The sequence below is a fragment of the Polynucleobacter sp. 73C-SIWE genome, from assembly GCF_018882465.1.
Classification (GTDB): domain Bacteria; phylum Pseudomonadota; class Gammaproteobacteria; order Burkholderiales; family Burkholderiaceae; genus Polynucleobacter.
Genome location: NZ_JACVOK010000002.1, coordinates 208,868 through 225,083, shown reverse-complemented (window position 1 = coordinate 225,083; position 16,216 = coordinate 208,868). Strand labels below are relative to the sequence as shown.

Here is a 16,216-nt window from a genome sequence, read left to right as displayed (position 1 = left end):
AAGCTAGAGGGTATGACTACAACCCTCTTTACCCTACCTGCCGCCTTACAACATAATCCGCTCCTGACTTTTGGTCGTGGCATCGCCGCGTACTCACAAGTAAAGCCTGAGCACATTGCTCCTGCAATTCAATTCTTGCTCAAGCATGCGCAAGATGCTGTAAATACTGCGACCGATCCTAAAACACCATCGAGCTGGGATCAATTAGCAGAGCCTCTCGAAGATGCTACCGAAGCGCTTGGAAGATCTTGGGGTGTTGTCTCCCATCTCAATAGCGTAGCCGATACTCCAGAGTTGCGTACCGCCTACGGAGAGATACTGCCGGAGGTCACTGCATTCTTCTCTAGTCTTGGACAAAACTTAGCGCTCTACAAGAAATTTAAAGAGCTCAAAAATAGTCCTGATTTTGCAAAGCTCAATCGTGCTCAGAAAAAAGTGATTGAAAACTCCTTGCGAGATTTTCGTTTGGGTGGCGCAGAGTTAAGTGATGCTGACAAACCGCGCTTCTCTGCTATTCAGGATGAGCAAGCTGTTCTGGGTAAAGCCTTCTCGGATCATGTGTTGGACGCGACCGATGGCTTTGTTCATCTAGTAAGCGATAAAACTGATCTTACTGGCCTGCCTGATGATGCTATCGCTGCAGCGGCAGATACTGCACAGCAAAAGGGTCTGCAGGGCTGGGCTTTTACCCTGCATTTCCCCTCTTACTATCCCGTGATGCAGTATTCCGAAAATTGGGAGCTACGTCGCCTCATGTATCAAGCTTATGTCACGCGCTCCTCAGAGTTAGCACCACAATATGGCAAAGGCAAGCTTGATTGGGATAACACTCAAAATATGTTGGATCAATTGCGTCTGCGCGATGAAGAAGCCCGTATGCTGGGATTTGCAAACTATGCAGCCTTGAGTTTGGCGCCCAAGATGGCCAATACTGTTGATGAGGTAGATCTCTTTCTGACAAACTTTGCGATCAAATCAAAACCGTTTGCTCAGAAGGATTGGCAAGAGTTGTGTGAGTATGCAAAAGCAGAGCTAGGATTTACAGATGGACTTGATCCTTGGGATATTCCATTTGCCGCTGAACGCTTAAAGCAAGCGCGTTACTCATTCTCCGAAAATGAACTCAAGCAATACTTCCCATTACCCAAAGTCTTAGATGGCTTATTCCAAGTTATTCAGACATTATTTGGTGTCAAGATTGAAGCTGCAGACTTGCCAACTTGGCATGCTGATGTGCAATCCTTTGCTGTTAAAGACCAGGCTGGAAAGATTCGGGCTTACTTCTACCTAGACCCCTATGCTCGCCCCGGCAAGCGTGGCGGGGCTTGGATGGATGATGCCCGTGGCCGTAGAGAGTTGCCTAATGGAGAAATCCAGGTGCCAGTAGCCTATCTCGTTTGTAACTTTGCTCCACCAGTGAAGGTGGATGGAGTATTGCGCCAACCGACCATTACTCATGATGATGTCATTACCCTCTTTCATGAAAGTGGCCATGGTTTACATCACCTCCTGACACAAGTGAGTGCTTTGGGTGTATCTGGCATCAATGGTGTTGAGTGGGATGCTGTCGAGCTACCAAGTCAGTTCATGGAAAACTTCTGCTGGGAATGGGAAGTGCTGGAGAAAATGACCGCCCATGCAGAAACTGGTAAACCACTACCACGAGAACTCTTTGACAAAATTCTCGCTGCTAAGAACTTCCAAAATGGTTTAGCAACCCTACGCCAAATCGTGATGTCATTAACAGATTGGCGCTTGCATTCTAGCTTTGATGTAAAGGACGCTAAAGGACATGCAGTGCTCGATGATTCTAGAAATATCGCTGATGAGTACAACATCATTCCGCAGCCTGAGATCTCTCGTTGGATTAATTCTTTCAGTCATATCTTTGCTGGCGGCTATGCTGCTGGTTACTACAGCTATAAATGGGCTGAGGTACTTTCTGCTGATGCTTACTCCGCCTTTGAGGAAGCTGCAAAGCTGACTGGGAGCGTTTTGGACGCCAAGACTGGAACGCGTTACCGTGAAGAAATCCTGGAGGTAGGTGGCAGCCGTCCTGCTGCTGAATCCTTTAAAGCCTTCCGTGGTAGAGAGCCCAGTATTGACGCCTTACTGCGCCATGGTGGCTTGGCCTAATCGCTAGCGAGTGACCGAGTCACCCTGAGCATCCTTTGCTAGCCTAAATCCCAAATGCGACATTGGGCTAAAGGGATCTGCCCCACGGCGAGCGCTAGGACGATAGGATTGGCAGTAATCTTCATTACATAAAAATGATCCGCCCCGAATGACTCGCTTTGGAGCATTTGGTGGAACACCATAATCATCAGGGTCATATGAACCCGTTGGCCCTTTGGGATTATCAATCACGTTGTTGCCATACTCTTTAGCCTGCAATACAAAGTAATCAGCGCGATACCAATCAGCAACCCACTGCCAGGCATTGCCCGTCATGTCAAATAAGCCGTAGCCATTTTGAGGAAAAGTTCCTGCGGCACTAGTGCCAATCGCTCCACCAGCTTTTGGACTCACCACAGGAAATGCTTGCTTTTTGACATCCCAAATATTGGCTGGCAGTTTTCCCTCCTGCTCTAGCTGATCACCCCACACATAGGTAGCCTGGTTTAGTCCGCCACGGGCTGCAAACTCCCACTCTGCCTCAGTGGGTAATCTCTTACCAGCCCACTTTGCATAAGCCAATGCATCTTCGTAACTGATCTGCACGACCGGATGATTCCCTTTACCATCAATATTACTTTGCGGTCCAGTTGGATGCTTCCAACTGGCACCCGGCACGTATGCCCACCACTGCGAGTAATCATTGAGATTCACTTTTGCTTTAGTGCCAACAAAAACCATGGCGCCAGGCACAAAGACTGAAGCCGGTGGCTTTGGTGTTCCCGGTGGAAGTTGTACGCGAATGGTTTCCCAATCGGGAATTTTCTCTGCAGTCGTTTTGTAATTGGTCTCTTTTACAAATTGTGCAAATTGATCATTGGTGACATGAGTCGTGTCCATCCAAAATCCAGATACTTTGACTTTATGGGTTGGCTGCTCGTTGGCTTGCGCTTTTTGATGATCGCTACCCATTAAAAATTCACCACCAGGAATCCAAGCCATTCCTTTGGGGCCTTTTACGCCATCACCCAGAAGAATTTGAGGGGCTGCCTGCTGAGGTTTTGAAAAGAAGTTACTCCATACCAGATATGTGCCGATTCCCAAAACTGTAAGTACTGCAATCAAAACACCTGTGCGACGCATATTCATCGAATTGCTACTTTCCTAATGGAATACTGATGGTTGAAATCATTGCATATCCTTCAACCCGATTTTGAGCCCAAAACTCCTTATATGCCCGTAGATTGATATAAGCCTGCTTTTTACCGATATTGAATAGATATCCAATTTGCGGACCAATAGCTGCAACTTGGGACTTGAAGGCCCCGACCCTATCTCCACTACCGGAGTCGGCAGTGAGTTGATAGTAAACATATCCCGCAATACCAACCTGCCAGTTTTGCGATACAAATTGAGAGAGAGACCAATCCAAATGGGAGTCGATACCATTCTTGTAATTGGTTTGATTATTCATCCAGTTATAGGTTGCACCTACTACGCTGGAGAATTCCAGGCCGGTAGTATTGTTCAAGTAAGTGTAGCCACCGCCTGCATCCATTGCAGCATGACCAATGCCAATACTAGAAAGACTAGTTGAACTATAGGTACCCACTGGTATATCGCCAGTCACATAGGTCATGAAATTATTATTGCCTTTGTTCCAAGCCAAACTGGCTAGGGGATATATATCAGTGCTTCCCGTTACCGAATTTGCTTTATTAAATTCAGTATTAACACTGGAGACACTTGCAAATGCAGTAGTGGTATTCGATCCAGGGCCCCAACCTATACCCACATAAGGCTGCCCACCCAAGATCTTTTCCTCTGCCGAGTAACCCAACTGAAATAAGAAAATGGATTCTCTAGCGCTCAAGCCAGCATTAATGCTTTGACCATGTTGAAAGTTTTTTGACTTATCAGCACTACCGCTATAGATGTAAGGCATCAATACCAATGACCAACCAGGTTGCGATGGCACTGCAGCCATACTAGCGTACTGACCCGACATCCAGAATGGAACGCCACCCTCATCAGCCAATACTGATTGTGATGAAAAGAAGCCGATTGAAATCAAAAGAAGTTTAGAGAAAATTCCCAAACTTCTTTCACAGAGCTGGCTATGCACTCAACATTCCTCTTAACGCTGAATAAAGTTGGTTAAGTTAGCAGGTGGGGGATTAGGGAACTTATTAACCGAGGCAAGATACTCTTGAATTATTTTGAAAGCATTCACTGAAATTGATTCGTAATTTACTAACTGTAAATCTTCATGCGGATCCATTTCGATGTTATAAATCTTTGGATAGTACATTGGAACTGAATTAGCAGCTATGCCGCCTAGCATTTGCTGTCCCGTGCCCGTGCGATTCATATCCCTAAAGTACATTCTCCACTGCTTCCAGCGAACCGCCACTAAATCAGCGCCAATAAATGACATTAAATGTTCGCGGTTACCTATTTTGCTCTTACCAGTAAGCATATCTAATTGATTGACTCCATCAATGGCTCGATCTGTTGGTAGCTTAGCGCCTAAGATCGCGGCAAAGGTCGGCATAAAGTCCATGATCGAAAACATGGCATATGAAGAGGTGTTAGGGGTGATATGACCTGGCCAACGAATAAAGCAAAAAGTCCGAACGGCTCCTTCTGTTGCCTCACCTAGATCCCCTCGGAACGGGCCATTTGATCCCATGTCAGGAGCGCCAAGACCCAATCGATCATAAGTCATCATATATTGTCCGGTGCTGCCATTGTCAGAGGCAAAAACCAAAATAGTATTGTCCTCAATATTCATTTCTTTGAGGGCATCCATGATTTGGCCAACGTGATAATCCCCCTCCATCAATTTGTCACCGTATTGACCAATGCGCGACTTTCCTGCAAATTGTTTAGAGGAAAGATTGGGTGAGTGACCCATTGAGAACGGTAGATAAAGAAAGAATGGTTTGCCAGCGGCATTCTCCTGCTTCATGAATGCAATTGATTTTTCAGTCAATTCATTATCAATTTCTGCTCTGACCTCCATCGTAAATGGCTTCACACGCTGAAGTGGTCCATTTCCCTTTTGCTGAGTAATCCAGGGCCCTTTTTCATATAAAACCTTATCGGGTACATTTGGATAGGAATGTGTTTGTATGGCTTGTGCAACGTAGGTGGCAGAATCCCAAGAGACATCCGGCGGTAAACCGTAATACTGATCAAATCCGTGAGCACCAGGCAAACTCTGAGGCGATGCACCTAAATGCCATTTTCCAAAAATTGCGGTTGTATAACCAGCATCTTTAAACAATTTACCCATTGTGTAGGCTTTTCCTGGCAAAGTACTAGGAGTTCCCGTCTCTGCAACAAGTGATAAACCATTGCGAATGGAGTATTGCCCGGTCATTAATGCAGCACGAGATGGTGTGCATGCTGGCTCAACTAAATACTGGGTCAGCTTCAGCCCACTCTTAGCCAATTCTTCAGTGCGTGGCGTAGGAGCACCCCGTAATTCACCCCCACCATAGGGCCCCATGTCTCCATAACCTACGTTATCAGCAAGAATGAAAACAACATTCGGTTTTTTTAGTTTAGGGGCTGATTGTGCAAATGCTGGTAAAGCAAGGATTGAAGTAGATAGAACCCCAACAAGTATTCTTTTTAATATCACTTCTGTCCCCCGGCTTTTAGCCTTTATATCTCATGGAATACCACACTATATCAATACTTTATTCAATAACTAATCTAATTCCCATAAGACAAAACCCCCGCTATTGCTGCTGGGGGTTTAATTTAGATCCAAAAGACTGCCTTCCTAGGCAACAACCTAATCAACCCAGGTAGGATGCTTTTCCATGATGGAATTAAAGAGCTCAGACTCTATCTGTTGAGTTAGCCACTTTCTTGCTTTAGGAAGTGGTAGCGCTTCAAATGTTGTCGGATCGACACCTGCAAATTGCCGAATGAATGGGAAGATGGCTATATCTACCCAAGACAGCTTATTACCCAATAAGTATTCATGATTATGTAGCGCACTCTCGATGGGATTTAGCATCAACTCCATTGCAGCACTGATCACTTCTTCTGTCTCTAACTCTGGATACCGATTGGGGTACTTGTATTGATCTAAGAGTGTTTTGAAGGAGCCATCATTTTTCTCAACCCAACTGCTAGCAGCTTTCTCATCCACCTGCTTCCAGCCATCTGGATCGGATTTATCTAATGCCCAATGCATGATGTCTAAGCTTTGATCAATCACGTGTCCATCGACACACAGCACAGGAACGGTACCTTTGGGTGATACCAGGAGCATCGATTTGGGCTTATCTCTTAAAGCAATCTCTCGATGCTCAAGTTGTATGCCGGAATATTTCAATGCCATACGAGCCCTCATGGCATAAGGGCATCTTCGATAGGAGTACAAAATGGGCATCATGGATGCGAGAGTAGCTTAAGTTTTCTTAGCTTAAGTTTTTTGAATGGTTGCAATCACTGGCGCATGGTCTGATGGTTGCTCCCAGGTTCTGGGCTCTTTATCAACCACGCTAGCACTACACTTTTCTCTCAGATCTTCGCTTAAAAGAATATGGTCAATGCGCATACCGGCATTTCTTCTGAAGCCCATCATCCGATAGTCCCACCAACTAAATGTTTTAGGCGCTTGCTCAAACATTCTGAATGAATCAGAGAATCCTAGATTGATTAATTCTTGGAAAGCATTTCTTTCTGGTGGCGAAACGAGGTTCTGCCCTTCCCATGCTTTAGGGTCATGGACATCAGCATCTGCTGGCGCGATATTGAAATCGCCCAATAAAGCCAAGCGTTGGTTTTGCTGTAATTCTTCTGTTAGCCAGGTTTGGAGTTTGCTTAACCAATCCAGTTTGTAAATGAACTTATCGCTATCGGGTGATTGCCCGTTTGGAAAGTAGGCTGAGACCAGTCGAATAGGTTTGGTGCCTGCAAACGGAATGGTTGCAGCCAATATGCGTTGCTGCTCATCTGTATTTGCGGGGATATTTCTGATCGGCTTCAGAAAACTGGTGGCAGCATCAGAGGCAATCGATGCAAGGGCTGCCTTGCGCACGATGATGGCAACGCCGTTGTAGGTTTTTTGGCCAGCAGCCAAACTAAGGTAGCCTGCTGCTTCTAATTCTTGGTGGGGATACTTATCATCTGTGAGCTTGAGCTCTTGTAAGCACAAAGCGTCAATCGGCTGTTGCTTAGCTTCCTGATCCTGCAACCAACGAAGTACGTGTGGAAGGCGAACCTTTAAGGAATTTACATTCCACGCCGCAATTCGAATTGAATCAGTCATCTATCCCCAGTTCCTGCAATTTCCGTGTAATCGTATTACGTCCAATGCCAAGACGCTGTGCAGCCTCAACTCTGCGACCACGCGTTACTTCTAGCGCTGCCTGCAATACTGCTTTCTCAAAGCGTGAGCATAGTGCATCGTAGACCTCTTTGTCACCATCTTGCAGCATCTTTGCAGCCAAGCGTCCAAGCCCACTCTCCCAATCACCCGCAGCGACTTTTGCAGCTGCTGGGTTTGTCGGGGAAGACTCGCCATGCAAGATGACTGGCTGTTCACCAGCCTCTGCCATGATGTCTGCCGGCAAATCACTAACTCCAATAATATTTGCAGGGGTCATGACTGTCAGCCAATGACAAAGGTTCTCTAATTGACGAACGTTACCCGGAAATGGCATGGTCGCAATTTCTTTTAAGACTTCATCAGAAAGTTTCTTAGGCTCAACCCCTAAAGATTTAGCGCAAGTCAACATGAAATGTCTTGCTAATGTTGGAATATCTTCACTCCGCTCACGCAGTGAAGGCATGCGTAAGCGAATCACATTCAAGCTGTGTAATAAGTCTTCGCGGAAGAACCCTGCAGCAACCCTTGTATCGAGATTTTGATGGGTGGAGGCAATAATGCGCACATTTGCTTTGATCGGATCTTGTCCGCCAATACGGTAAAAATGACCATCAGATAAGACACGCAGGAGACGTGTTTGTAAATCAAAGGGTAAGTCACCAATTTCACCTAAGAATAAGGTTCCTCCATCGGCTTGCTCAAAGCGACCCCGACGTAATGTCTGCGCACCTGGAAAGGCGCCACGCTCATGCCCAAATAACTCTGACTCAAGAAGATCCTTAGGAACAGCAGAAGTGCTGAGCGATACAAATGGACCCTTGGCTCTTGGGCTGTGCTTATGGAGCGCATGCGCTACCAACTCTTTGCCAGTTCCTGATTCACCTGTGATCAAGACCGTAGCATGTGATTGAGCCAAGCGACCAATTGCACGGAAGATCTCCTGCATAGCAGGCGCTTGACCGATAATTTCAGTAGCATCTTGCCTCCAAGCTGCTAACTCCTTAGAGCCTGAATCATTACGCATTCCCTGATCTACAGCACGATGAATAAGCTCAACTGCTTTTTCTACATCAAAGGGTTTAGTCAGATACTCAAATGCACCGCCCTGAAATGAGGACACAGCAGAATCCAGATCTGAATACGCAGTCATGATGATGACTGGCAAATTAGGATGACTCTGTTTGACATGCTGTAGCAAATCTAAGCCATTACCGCGTGGCATGCGAATGTCCGAGATCAGCACCTGAGGAGATTCTTTTTCAAGTGCATTGAGCACATCATTGGGATTGGAGAAGCTCTTGTGCGGAATATTTTCTCGCGACAAGGCTTTTTCTAGAACCCAGCGAATTGACTGGTCATCGTCGACGATCCAAATTGGTTTCATGATGTCTTCTCCTGCCTACGGTATGGAATTTGAATATGGAAATCAGTGCGTCCAGGGCGGCTCTCACAAGCAATAAAGCCCTGGTGTTGCTGAACAAAGGTTTGAGCCAAGGTCAGACCCAGACCACTACCACCCTCTCTCCCGGATACCAAGGGAAAGAAGATGCGTTCAATTATTTCTTCTGGAATCCCGGGTCCGTTATCAATCACATGCAAATCCATTGCTAACTTATAGCGTTTCTTTGCAATCGTGACGGAACGTGTCACTCGGGTTTTTAATTCAATTTGGGCAATACCTTGATTGATTTCTTCAGACAAGGCCTGGGCTGCGTTATGAACAATATTGAGTACTGCCTGAATAAGTTGCTCACGATCGCCCATCAAATCTGGAAGACTGGTGTCGTAGTTACGAACAATCTTTAAGCCTTTGGGAAACTCTGCTAACACGAGGCTGCGAACCCGTTCGAGAGCTTCATGCACATTGAACGCTTCAATCACATGGGCTTTGCGATGTGGCGCTAGCAAACGATCTACCAGCGTTTGTAGGCGGTCAGATTCTTTAATAATGACTTGCGTATATTCACGTAAGCCTTTTTCAGGCAACTCAAACTCTAATAACTGAGCTGCGCCACGAATTCCACCTAATGGATTTTTAATCTCATGCGCTAAATTGCGCATTAATTGTTTATTGGCTTCGACCTGTTGCGTGACACGCTCATCGCGCTCACTGCGTAACTGTTGGTCAATGGGAAACCACTCCATCATGATGAGATCTGGGTCATCCAGCGCGGCAATCACTACGTGCGCTGGGATCGAATCTTGATGAATACTTCCTGGCAATGAATGTAAAACCATTTCTTGACGTTGGGCGAATACATGACCCTTCTTTACTTCTGAAATCATGTCATTCAATGCGCCGTTATCACTAAATAAATCGTGCACAGACTGACCCTCAAGTGATTTACGGGATAGATCTAGCGCCGTCTCGGCAGCCGGGTTCACATAAACCAATTGTTGGTTCTTAGCCTCGAATACCACGATGGCATTGGGCATCTGATCAAGCAATGTCGGAAAAAAAGGAGCAGCCGAAGCTGCTCCCTTGAACGAATTGCGCAACAGACCTGCGCTCAAGTTCTTTCCTTCGCTTACAGGGAGTAGTACATATCAAATTCGATCGGATGGGTAGTCATACGGAAACGTGTGACATCTTCCATCTTCAAATTGATATATGCATCAATCATAGACTCTGTAAATACTCCACCACGAGTCAAGAACTCATGATCTTTCTTCAATGCTTCCAATGCCTCTTCCAAGCTTGCGCAAACGGTTGGGATCTTTGCATCTTCTTCTGGTGGCAAGTCATACAAGTTCTTATCAGCAGCTTCGCCTGGATGAATCTTGTTTTGTACGCCATCCAAACCAGCCATCAATAAAGCAGAGAAGCAGAGGTATGGGTTAGCCAATGGATCTGGGAAACGAGTCTCAATACGACGACCCTTAGGACTTGGAACGTGTGGAATACGAATTGAAGCAGAACGGTTACGTGCTGAGTAAGCCAACTTCACTGGAGCTTCAAAACCTGGCACCAAACGCTTGTATGAGTTTGTACCTGGGTTAGTAATCGCGTTCAATGCCTTAGCGTGCTTGATGATGCCGCCAATGTAGAACAATGCGAATTCTGACAGGCCTGCATAACCGTTACCAGCAAACAAGTTCTCGCCGTTCTTCCAAACGGATTGGTGAACGTGCATACCAGAACCGTTATCGCCAACTACTGGCTTAGGCATAAAGGTTGCAGTCTTACCGTAAGCGTGGGCTACATTTTGAACAACATACTTTTGCCAGATAGTCCAGTCAGCGCGCTGTACCAATGTGCTGAACTTCGTACCCAATTCGTTTTGGCCTTGGCCAGCAACTTCATGATGATGAACTTCAACTGGAATACCTAATGATTCAAGAATCAAACACATTTCAGAACGCATGTCTTGGAATGTATCTACAGGAGCAACTGGAAAGTAGCCGCCCTTTTTGCCTGGACGATGGCCAGTGTTGCCGCCTTCGATTTCTTTGGAGGAGGACCATGGAGCTTCTTCGGAATCAATCTTCACGAAGCAACCCTGCATGTCAGCACCCCAACGAACGCCGTCAAAAATAAAGAACTCTGGCTCTGGACCAAAGTAAGCTGTATCACCTAAGCCAGTGCTCTTCAAATACGCTTCAGCGCGTTTTGCAATAGAACGTGGATCACGGTCGTAACCTTTACCATCAGCTGGCTCGATAACATCGCAAGTCAACACCAATGTTGGCTCTTCATAGAATGGGTCAATATAGGCAGCTGTTGGATCTGGTTTGAGCAACATGTCAGAAGCTTCAATACCTTTCCAACCAGCGATAGAAGAACCGTCAAATGCATGACCGCTCTCAAATTTATCTTCGTCAAAAGCAGAGATAGGAACAGTCGTGTGTTGTTCTTTACCCTTTGTATCTACAAAGCGGAAATCAACGAAAGTACATTCTTTCTCTTTAACTAACTTCATCACATCAGCGACGGTCTTCGTCATGCAAATCTCCTCTATTAACTAAATTCGGAATTCAAACCTAAGGCATACACCCTTGTTTATTCCAGGCACCAAACATGCCTAATGGATGTATGTAATTTACTGAAGCAAACAAATGGGAACCCTCATTATTGCACTATTAAAGTGCTAGATTACCCCTAGAAATGGGTAAAAAGACTCTTTTTGCACTATTTTAGTGCAAAATTAGGAGTTGATATCATGGATTTCATAGCCGAGCTCTTGGGTGCCCGTTCTAAGGGCAATCCAAGCGCTTTCTAGTAGATTGGCATTACCTTTGATGCCTAGCTCGATATGGCGCTGGGCATATACGCCGCCCCTTTTGGCATCACCAACAGAGGGTAAGCTAAAGACCTTCACACCCGGAAAATTGACTTCAATACGCTCCATTAAGGGGGTTAAGGTGGATTCAATTCCCTTGGGAACAATAAAACTCCGCTCTGCCCAGTTCTCTTGATGAAAGAGATCTTGGTAATGCGTATCTAAGCACCAAGCCATCATCGGTGCGGCCATGACCGGAAAACCCGGAACAAAGTGATGCTCTTTAATCCGAAAGCCCGGAATCTGGTTATAGGGATTGGGAATGATGTCACTACCAATCGGAAACTCACCCATCTTGAAACGATGTTGATTCTCAGGTGTATTTAAATCTGCTTTGATGGGATCACCCTCTGCCATGGTTTGAATGCGGCCCGCAATCAATTCTTGCGCAGTTGGATGTAATGCAATGGTTGTACCCAATGCCAATGCCGCGCATTGACGCGTGTGATCATCCGGTGTCGCACCAATACCACCAGTACTAAACACCACGTCACCGCTTGCAAAACTTTCTTTGAGTGTTGCGGTAATTTGCGCAGGATCATCAGCAACATATTTTGCCCATGCCAGACTTAAGCCGCGCTCATTGAGAAGCTCAATCAATGTCGCCATATGTTTATCTTGACGACGACCTGACAAAATCTCATCGCCAATCACAATCAAGCCGAAGCGGCGTTGCGCCGTATTGGGCATGTCTATTTCAACTGCTTTTGTTACATCAACCATGGTAAGGAAGTTCCATATCAACTACACGCGATTGCACTGTTAAGGCTTTATCCAATTCTTCATCCCTCAACTCTTTTAAAGCATCTAGCAGGAAATGGCTAAACCAAAGACCAGCAAATACAAAGATCAAAGAATAAATCCAAAGCGCGACAAAGCTCACAATCGGAAATAAAACTAAGGCTAGCGCCGATGTAGCCCAGAAAAAAGTAGGCACTGCGCCAAGCATTCCAGAAGCGATGCCCATACAGAGTAAAGGCCAACGATATTTTTCTAAGAGCTGATCGCGCTCGTCAACGCTGGCATGCTTAGCAAGTACGTCGTAAGACATGAGGCGCATGGTTAACCAACCCCAGAGTAATGGCGGCAGTACGGCCACTAGCGGAGGAACCCACCACACCGGCAATGTCAACATCACTAGGGCAAGGCAGATCAATGCTGACCACAGGGTATAAATCAAACTACCCAATAAACCGCCACCCCGCTTGCATTCCAAATCTTGATAGTGCGCTTGCCTCACCACAATCTTCACAATCGTTGGAACAGTTGAAAAGGCAATCAGTACTAGCAAGCTAATGGTGATCAAGGGAATGATCAGCATGACAAAGAATAATGGCGCAATCCACGCTCTGGCGTTTTCAAAGCCAGCCCAGATCAAGCCCTCTTGAATCCAATTAGTAAACAGGGAGTTCGTTAGAAATTCACTCAGTAGAGCGAGTGCAGGAGTCCATGTGAGCCAAATCAAGCAGCCCCAAAGAATCGATACGATCAAGAATGGTCGCAAGCTTAGCCACAACATCCTTGGATGCATTGTTCCCACCAGAGCCAATCCAAAAGATTTAAATACTTGAGGCAGTCCAACCATAAAACTCCTATTGCATGCCACTTCGCACGCCTGACTTCATTGATTTACTTTGGCATGAACTCTTTAACTGAGTGCACAAGACCTTGCCACTGCTGAGTCAGAATATTGTGCGATACCTTTAGGTTTCTGACACCTGTAGGATAGACCTCTTTGGGGAAGATGGCTGTTTTAAACAATATGTCCCACCACGGAAACAAAACGCCAAAATTACAACCGCCCAATACACCAGGCTTGCCTTGTGATTCGTGACCATATCCTACCGCATGATGCATGCGATGAAACATGGGCGACACCAAAAGATATTGCGCTTTACCCAAGTGCACTTTGATATTGGCATGTTGCCAGCTCTGAATCAACTGACTCAACGCAATCAAGATAATGAATTGACCTGGGGAGACACCAAACAGAAGTGCAAAAAATGATGTTACCGCTGCATCCATAATGTCATCTAGGATGTGATTACGGTTATCGGACCACGCAGTCATCACTGTTTGACTGTGATGAAGTGCATGCAGCTGCCACCACCAATTAAAAGTATGGGAGGCGCGATGATAGAAGTAGCCCACAAGATCCAACAGGATCAAGTAAACCAGGAAGCTCACCATCGGAATAGAGGTCACTCCAGGCCACCAAGACTCGACGTTCAAACGGGTAAAACGAAAATCATGCAAGACCGAATCAATCTGAAAAAATAATCCAGATAATGTAATAAAGACTAATCCATGAAAGATACCTAGGCGATGGAATAAGGTGTAGATCACATCTGCCCTGCTCGTCTTAGCAAAACGCTCTTGAGTCTCTGCTGGGGCGAAACGCTCCCAGGTTCGGAGAACAGTCATAATCAGAAAAATCTGAATGCAGCCAAATAAAAACCAATCCATGCCATCAAAGACATCTTCCGCCCAGGACATCAAATCAAATTGATATAGAAGTGGTCCAACAATCTTGGCAAACAAAAACTCCTGAACGCTGCCGTAAGCGCTTGAGATTGCTGAAGTGATAGAACTCAAATCCATGCTTTATTTTGACTGATCTGCCAATTTTTTGTTGACCTTAGGCAAAGTGCCAAAGCAAAAGCCGCGGCCCTTGAGGTTCAGGATTAACTGCTCTAGTACTGCAGGCGCCCAAGGATCTTTTCTGGACCAAATGCCCAGGTGAGCCATGGTGATATCACCATCCTTAATCTCGCGACTAGCTTTTTCTAAAAGATGGCTATTGGGATATTGATCAGAATTTAGCTCATCACCTAAAAATCCAGCTGGTGCCCATCCAAAGTGCTGATAGCCACACATATCCCCCATCCGAATCAAAGTAGGCGAAGTTTTACCGCCAGGGGCACGCCAGATCTTTTGTAATGGCTGCCCAGTTAACTCTACGAAGCGTTGATCCACCCGGCGAATCTCTTTACACATGGAGGCCTCGTTGTATAGCACTGTCGTGCCAGCCTTAGGTCCAAACTGAGACTTCACAAAGACTTCGCCCTTAGGGCCATCTTTTAAAAAATAGGTGTGATCATAAGTATGGCTACCAAAGTGATGTCCTTCTTTAAGCCGCTCCTGCCAATAGGCTTTCCAAGAATCATCTAAAGCGAAGTCACCTCGGAAAGTCTTTTCATTGGATAGGAAAAAAGTGGCTTTGACGACTTGTCGCTTCAATATCTCAGCCACTTTTTCAGCAACTGCCATATTGCCCGTATCAAATGTCAGGTAAACCGTTTTATTGCAAGTAGTAGTTTGGGCAGACGCGCCAAATACAAAACAGCCGAGTATGAACGCGGCTGTTAGTTGAATAACTTGTTTGCACTTCATGGTGAATATTATTCCCAGGAAGCTCTAGGAGAAAAGAACACACCGTGGGGTGATTTTCCCACTGGAATCACAGTCGTTAATTTCATAGAAGGGATATCGATCACGCCTACCTTTTTAGAAAAACGTAAAGTAACCCACAAAGTCTTGCCATCAGGTGTAATTTCCATATCATCAGGCCCCGCAGGAAGGCCTGTAATATCACCAACCTTCTCTAGGGTTTGCATATTAATTAGGCTGATAGAGGATGCAATCCGATTACTCACAAAGACATGCTTCTTGTCGCCCAGGGGCCGGAAGTTATGCGCGCCCTTACCGGTTGTAATGCGCTTCACTTCTTTATGTGTCTTCCAATCAATCACCTGCACATAGTCTTCACCAGTAATACCCACCAAGAGATATTGATCTCCAGGAGTCATCCATAGGCCGGCAGGCACTTTACCTGTAGGCATTACCCACAGTACATTTTGCGTTTCTAAATCAATTGCTGCTAGCTCGTTAGAGTCTTGCAAAGTAATAAAAGCAATTTTGCTATCCGCTGTAAAAGCAATATGGCTTGGTGTCTTAGCTAGCTTTACTGTTTTGGCTAGTTTTAGATCAGCGCCATTTGCAGCATAAATATCGATACGATCTAAACGATTTCCATTGGCTACAAACCACTTATGATTTGGTGAATAGCCAATTTGGTATGGATCAATAATATTCGGGATTCTGCCAGTCAACTCACCGGTTGTGGGATTCATTAAAACAATATCATTCCCGACTGCATTGGCAATTAATAAAGTTTTTTGATCTGGGGTGATCATCAGATGATGAGGCTCCTTACCAACATGGACCGTCTTAATCACTTGACGGCTTGGCATATCAATCAAACTCACTGAGGCTTCACCTGAATTGAGAATGACCGCCAATTTTGGCTCATTAACTGTCGATGCACCTGGAGCGCCAGCAGTTTGCGCAATGGCAAGATTTACTAAAAGTAAGCTAAAGATGGAGGAGGTAGCAATATTGCGAAAACCTCTAGTTGTAATAAATGTGTGCATTCCCCTATTGTAAGCAATGAAGGCATGGCGAAAGA

At 45.6% G+C, this 16,216-nt stretch carries 14 protein-coding genes; 1 reads left to right on the top strand and 13 read right to left on the bottom strand.

All coding sequences use genetic code 11. The annotated features are described in order from the left end of the window. Positions 1-12: 12 nt before the first annotated feature. Positions 13-2,136 (top strand): M3 family metallopeptidase, encoded by a 2,124-nt coding sequence (locus ICN17_RS07375; RefSeq protein WP_216236873.1) that lies wholly within the window; start codon positions 13-15, stop codon positions 2,134-2,136. Between the two features lie 3 nt (positions 2,137-2,139). Here the strand turns inward: ICN17_RS07375 and ICN17_RS07370 are convergent, their stop codons facing one another. The 13 genes from ICN17_RS07370 to ICN17_RS07310 form a co-directional block, all read right to left on the bottom strand. After that, positions 2,140-3,264, bottom strand: coding sequence for a formylglycine-generating enzyme family protein (locus ICN17_RS07370; protein WP_255538353.1), 1,125 nt, complete (start codon positions 3,262-3,264; stop codon positions 2,140-2,142). Between the two features lie 7 nt (positions 3,265-3,271). Beyond that, entirely contained in the window at positions 3,272-4,240 is a 969-nt protein-coding gene (locus ICN17_RS07365; protein ID WP_216236872.1) for a transporter, read from the bottom strand. Positions 4,241-4,252: 12 nt separating this feature from the next. Beyond that, positions 4,253-5,764, bottom strand: coding sequence for an arylsulfatase (locus ICN17_RS07360; protein WP_216236871.1), 1,512 nt, complete (start codon positions 5,762-5,764; stop codon positions 4,253-4,255). A 156-nt stretch (positions 5,765-5,920) separates the two neighbouring features. Beyond that, positions 5,921-6,529: a glutathione S-transferase gene (locus ICN17_RS07355; RefSeq protein WP_216236870.1), complete on the bottom strand. Its 609-nt coding sequence runs from the start codon at positions 6,527-6,529 to the stop codon at positions 5,921-5,923. Positions 6,530-6,559: 30 nt separating this feature from the next. Next, positions 6,560-7,408, bottom strand: a complete 849-nt coding sequence (gene xth / locus ICN17_RS07350) for an exodeoxyribonuclease III (protein ID WP_216236869.1) — start codon at positions 7,406-7,408, stop codon at positions 6,560-6,562. Then, positions 7,401-8,852: a nitrogen regulation protein NR(I) gene (ntrC, locus tag ICN17_RS07345; protein WP_216236868.1), complete on the bottom strand. Its 1,452-nt coding sequence runs from the start codon at positions 8,850-8,852 to the stop codon at positions 7,401-7,403. The genes xth and ntrC overlap by 8 nt, the downstream gene beginning before the upstream one ends. Further along, positions 8,849-9,970 (bottom strand): nitrogen regulation protein NR(II), encoded by a 1,122-nt coding sequence (gene glnL / locus ICN17_RS07340; RefSeq protein ID WP_370625980.1) that lies wholly within the window; start codon positions 9,968-9,970, stop codon positions 8,849-8,851. The genes ntrC and glnL overlap by 4 nt, the downstream gene beginning before the upstream one ends. Positions 9,971-9,996: 26 nt before the next feature. Further along, on the bottom strand, positions 9,997-11,412 hold the full coding sequence (gene glnA, locus ICN17_RS07335) for a type I glutamate--ammonia ligase (RefSeq protein ID WP_087909795.1): 1,416 nt from the start codon (positions 11,410-11,412) through the stop codon (positions 9,997-9,999). 201 nt (positions 11,413-11,613) lie between these two features. Further along, a complete protein-coding gene (locus tag ICN17_RS07330) occupies positions 11,614-12,471 on the bottom strand; it encodes a molybdopterin-binding protein (RefSeq protein WP_216236866.1) in 858 nt (285 codons plus the stop codon). Next, positions 12,464-13,333 carry an EI24 domain-containing protein gene (locus ICN17_RS07325; protein ID WP_216236865.1) on the bottom strand — a complete coding sequence of 290 codons (870 nt, stop codon included), beginning with the start codon at positions 13,331-13,333 and terminating at the stop codon, positions 12,464-12,466. Before ICN17_RS07325 ends, ICN17_RS07330 begins: the two co-directional genes overlap by 8 nt. A gap of 44 nt (positions 13,334-13,377) precedes the next feature. Then, a complete protein-coding gene (locus tag ICN17_RS07320; RefSeq protein WP_216236864.1) occupies positions 13,378-14,349 on the bottom strand; it encodes a sterol desaturase family protein in 972 nt (323 codons plus the stop codon). Between the two features lie 3 nt (positions 14,350-14,352). Further along, positions 14,353-15,141, bottom strand: a complete 789-nt coding sequence (locus ICN17_RS07315; protein WP_216236863.1) for a polysaccharide deacetylase family protein — start codon at positions 15,139-15,141, stop codon at positions 14,353-14,355. A gap of 8 nt (positions 15,142-15,149) precedes the next feature. Next, on the bottom strand, positions 15,150-16,181 hold the full coding sequence (locus ICN17_RS07310) for a cytochrome D1 domain-containing protein (RefSeq protein ID WP_216236862.1): 1,032 nt from the start codon (positions 16,179-16,181) through the stop codon (positions 15,150-15,152). Between the last annotated feature and the right edge of the window lie 35 nt (positions 16,182-16,216).

Coding starts and splice junctions, on each gene's coding strand:
- ICN17_RS07370 (WP_255538353.1), bottom strand. CDS start 3,264: ATGAATATGCGTCGCACAGGTGTTTTGATTGCAGTACTTACAGTTTTG.
- ICN17_RS07375 (WP_216236873.1), top strand. CDS start 13: ATGACTACAACCCTCTTTACCCTACCTGCCGCCTTACAACATAATCCG.
- ICN17_RS07355 (WP_216236870.1), bottom strand. CDS start 6,529: ATGATGCCCATTTTGTACTCCTATCGAAGATGCCCTTATGCCATGAGG.
- glnA (WP_087909795.1), bottom strand. CDS start 11,412: ATGACGAAGACCGTCGCTGATGTGATGAAGTTAGTTAAAGAGAAAGAA.
- ICN17_RS07325 (WP_216236865.1), bottom strand. CDS start 13,333: ATGGTTGGACTGCCTCAAGTATTTAAATCTTTTGGATTGGCTCTGGTG.
- ICN17_RS07315 (WP_216236863.1), bottom strand. CDS start 15,141: ATGAAGTGCAAACAAGTTATTCAACTAACAGCCGCGTTCATACTCGGC.
- xth (WP_216236869.1), bottom strand. CDS start 7,408: ATGACTGATTCAATTCGAATTGCGGCGTGGAATGTAAATTCCTTAAAG.
- ntrC (WP_216236868.1), bottom strand. CDS start 8,852: ATGAAACCAATTTGGATCGTCGACGATGACCAGTCAATTCGCTGGGTT.
- ICN17_RS07320 (WP_216236864.1), bottom strand. CDS start 14,349: ATGGATTTGAGTTCTATCACTTCAGCAATCTCAAGCGCTTACGGCAGC.
- ICN17_RS07330 (WP_216236866.1), bottom strand. CDS start 12,471: ATGGTTGATGTAACAAAAGCAGTTGAAATAGACATGCCCAATACGGCG.
- ICN17_RS07310 (WP_216236862.1), bottom strand. CDS start 16,181: ATGCACACATTTATTACAACTAGAGGTTTTCGCAATATTGCTACCTCC.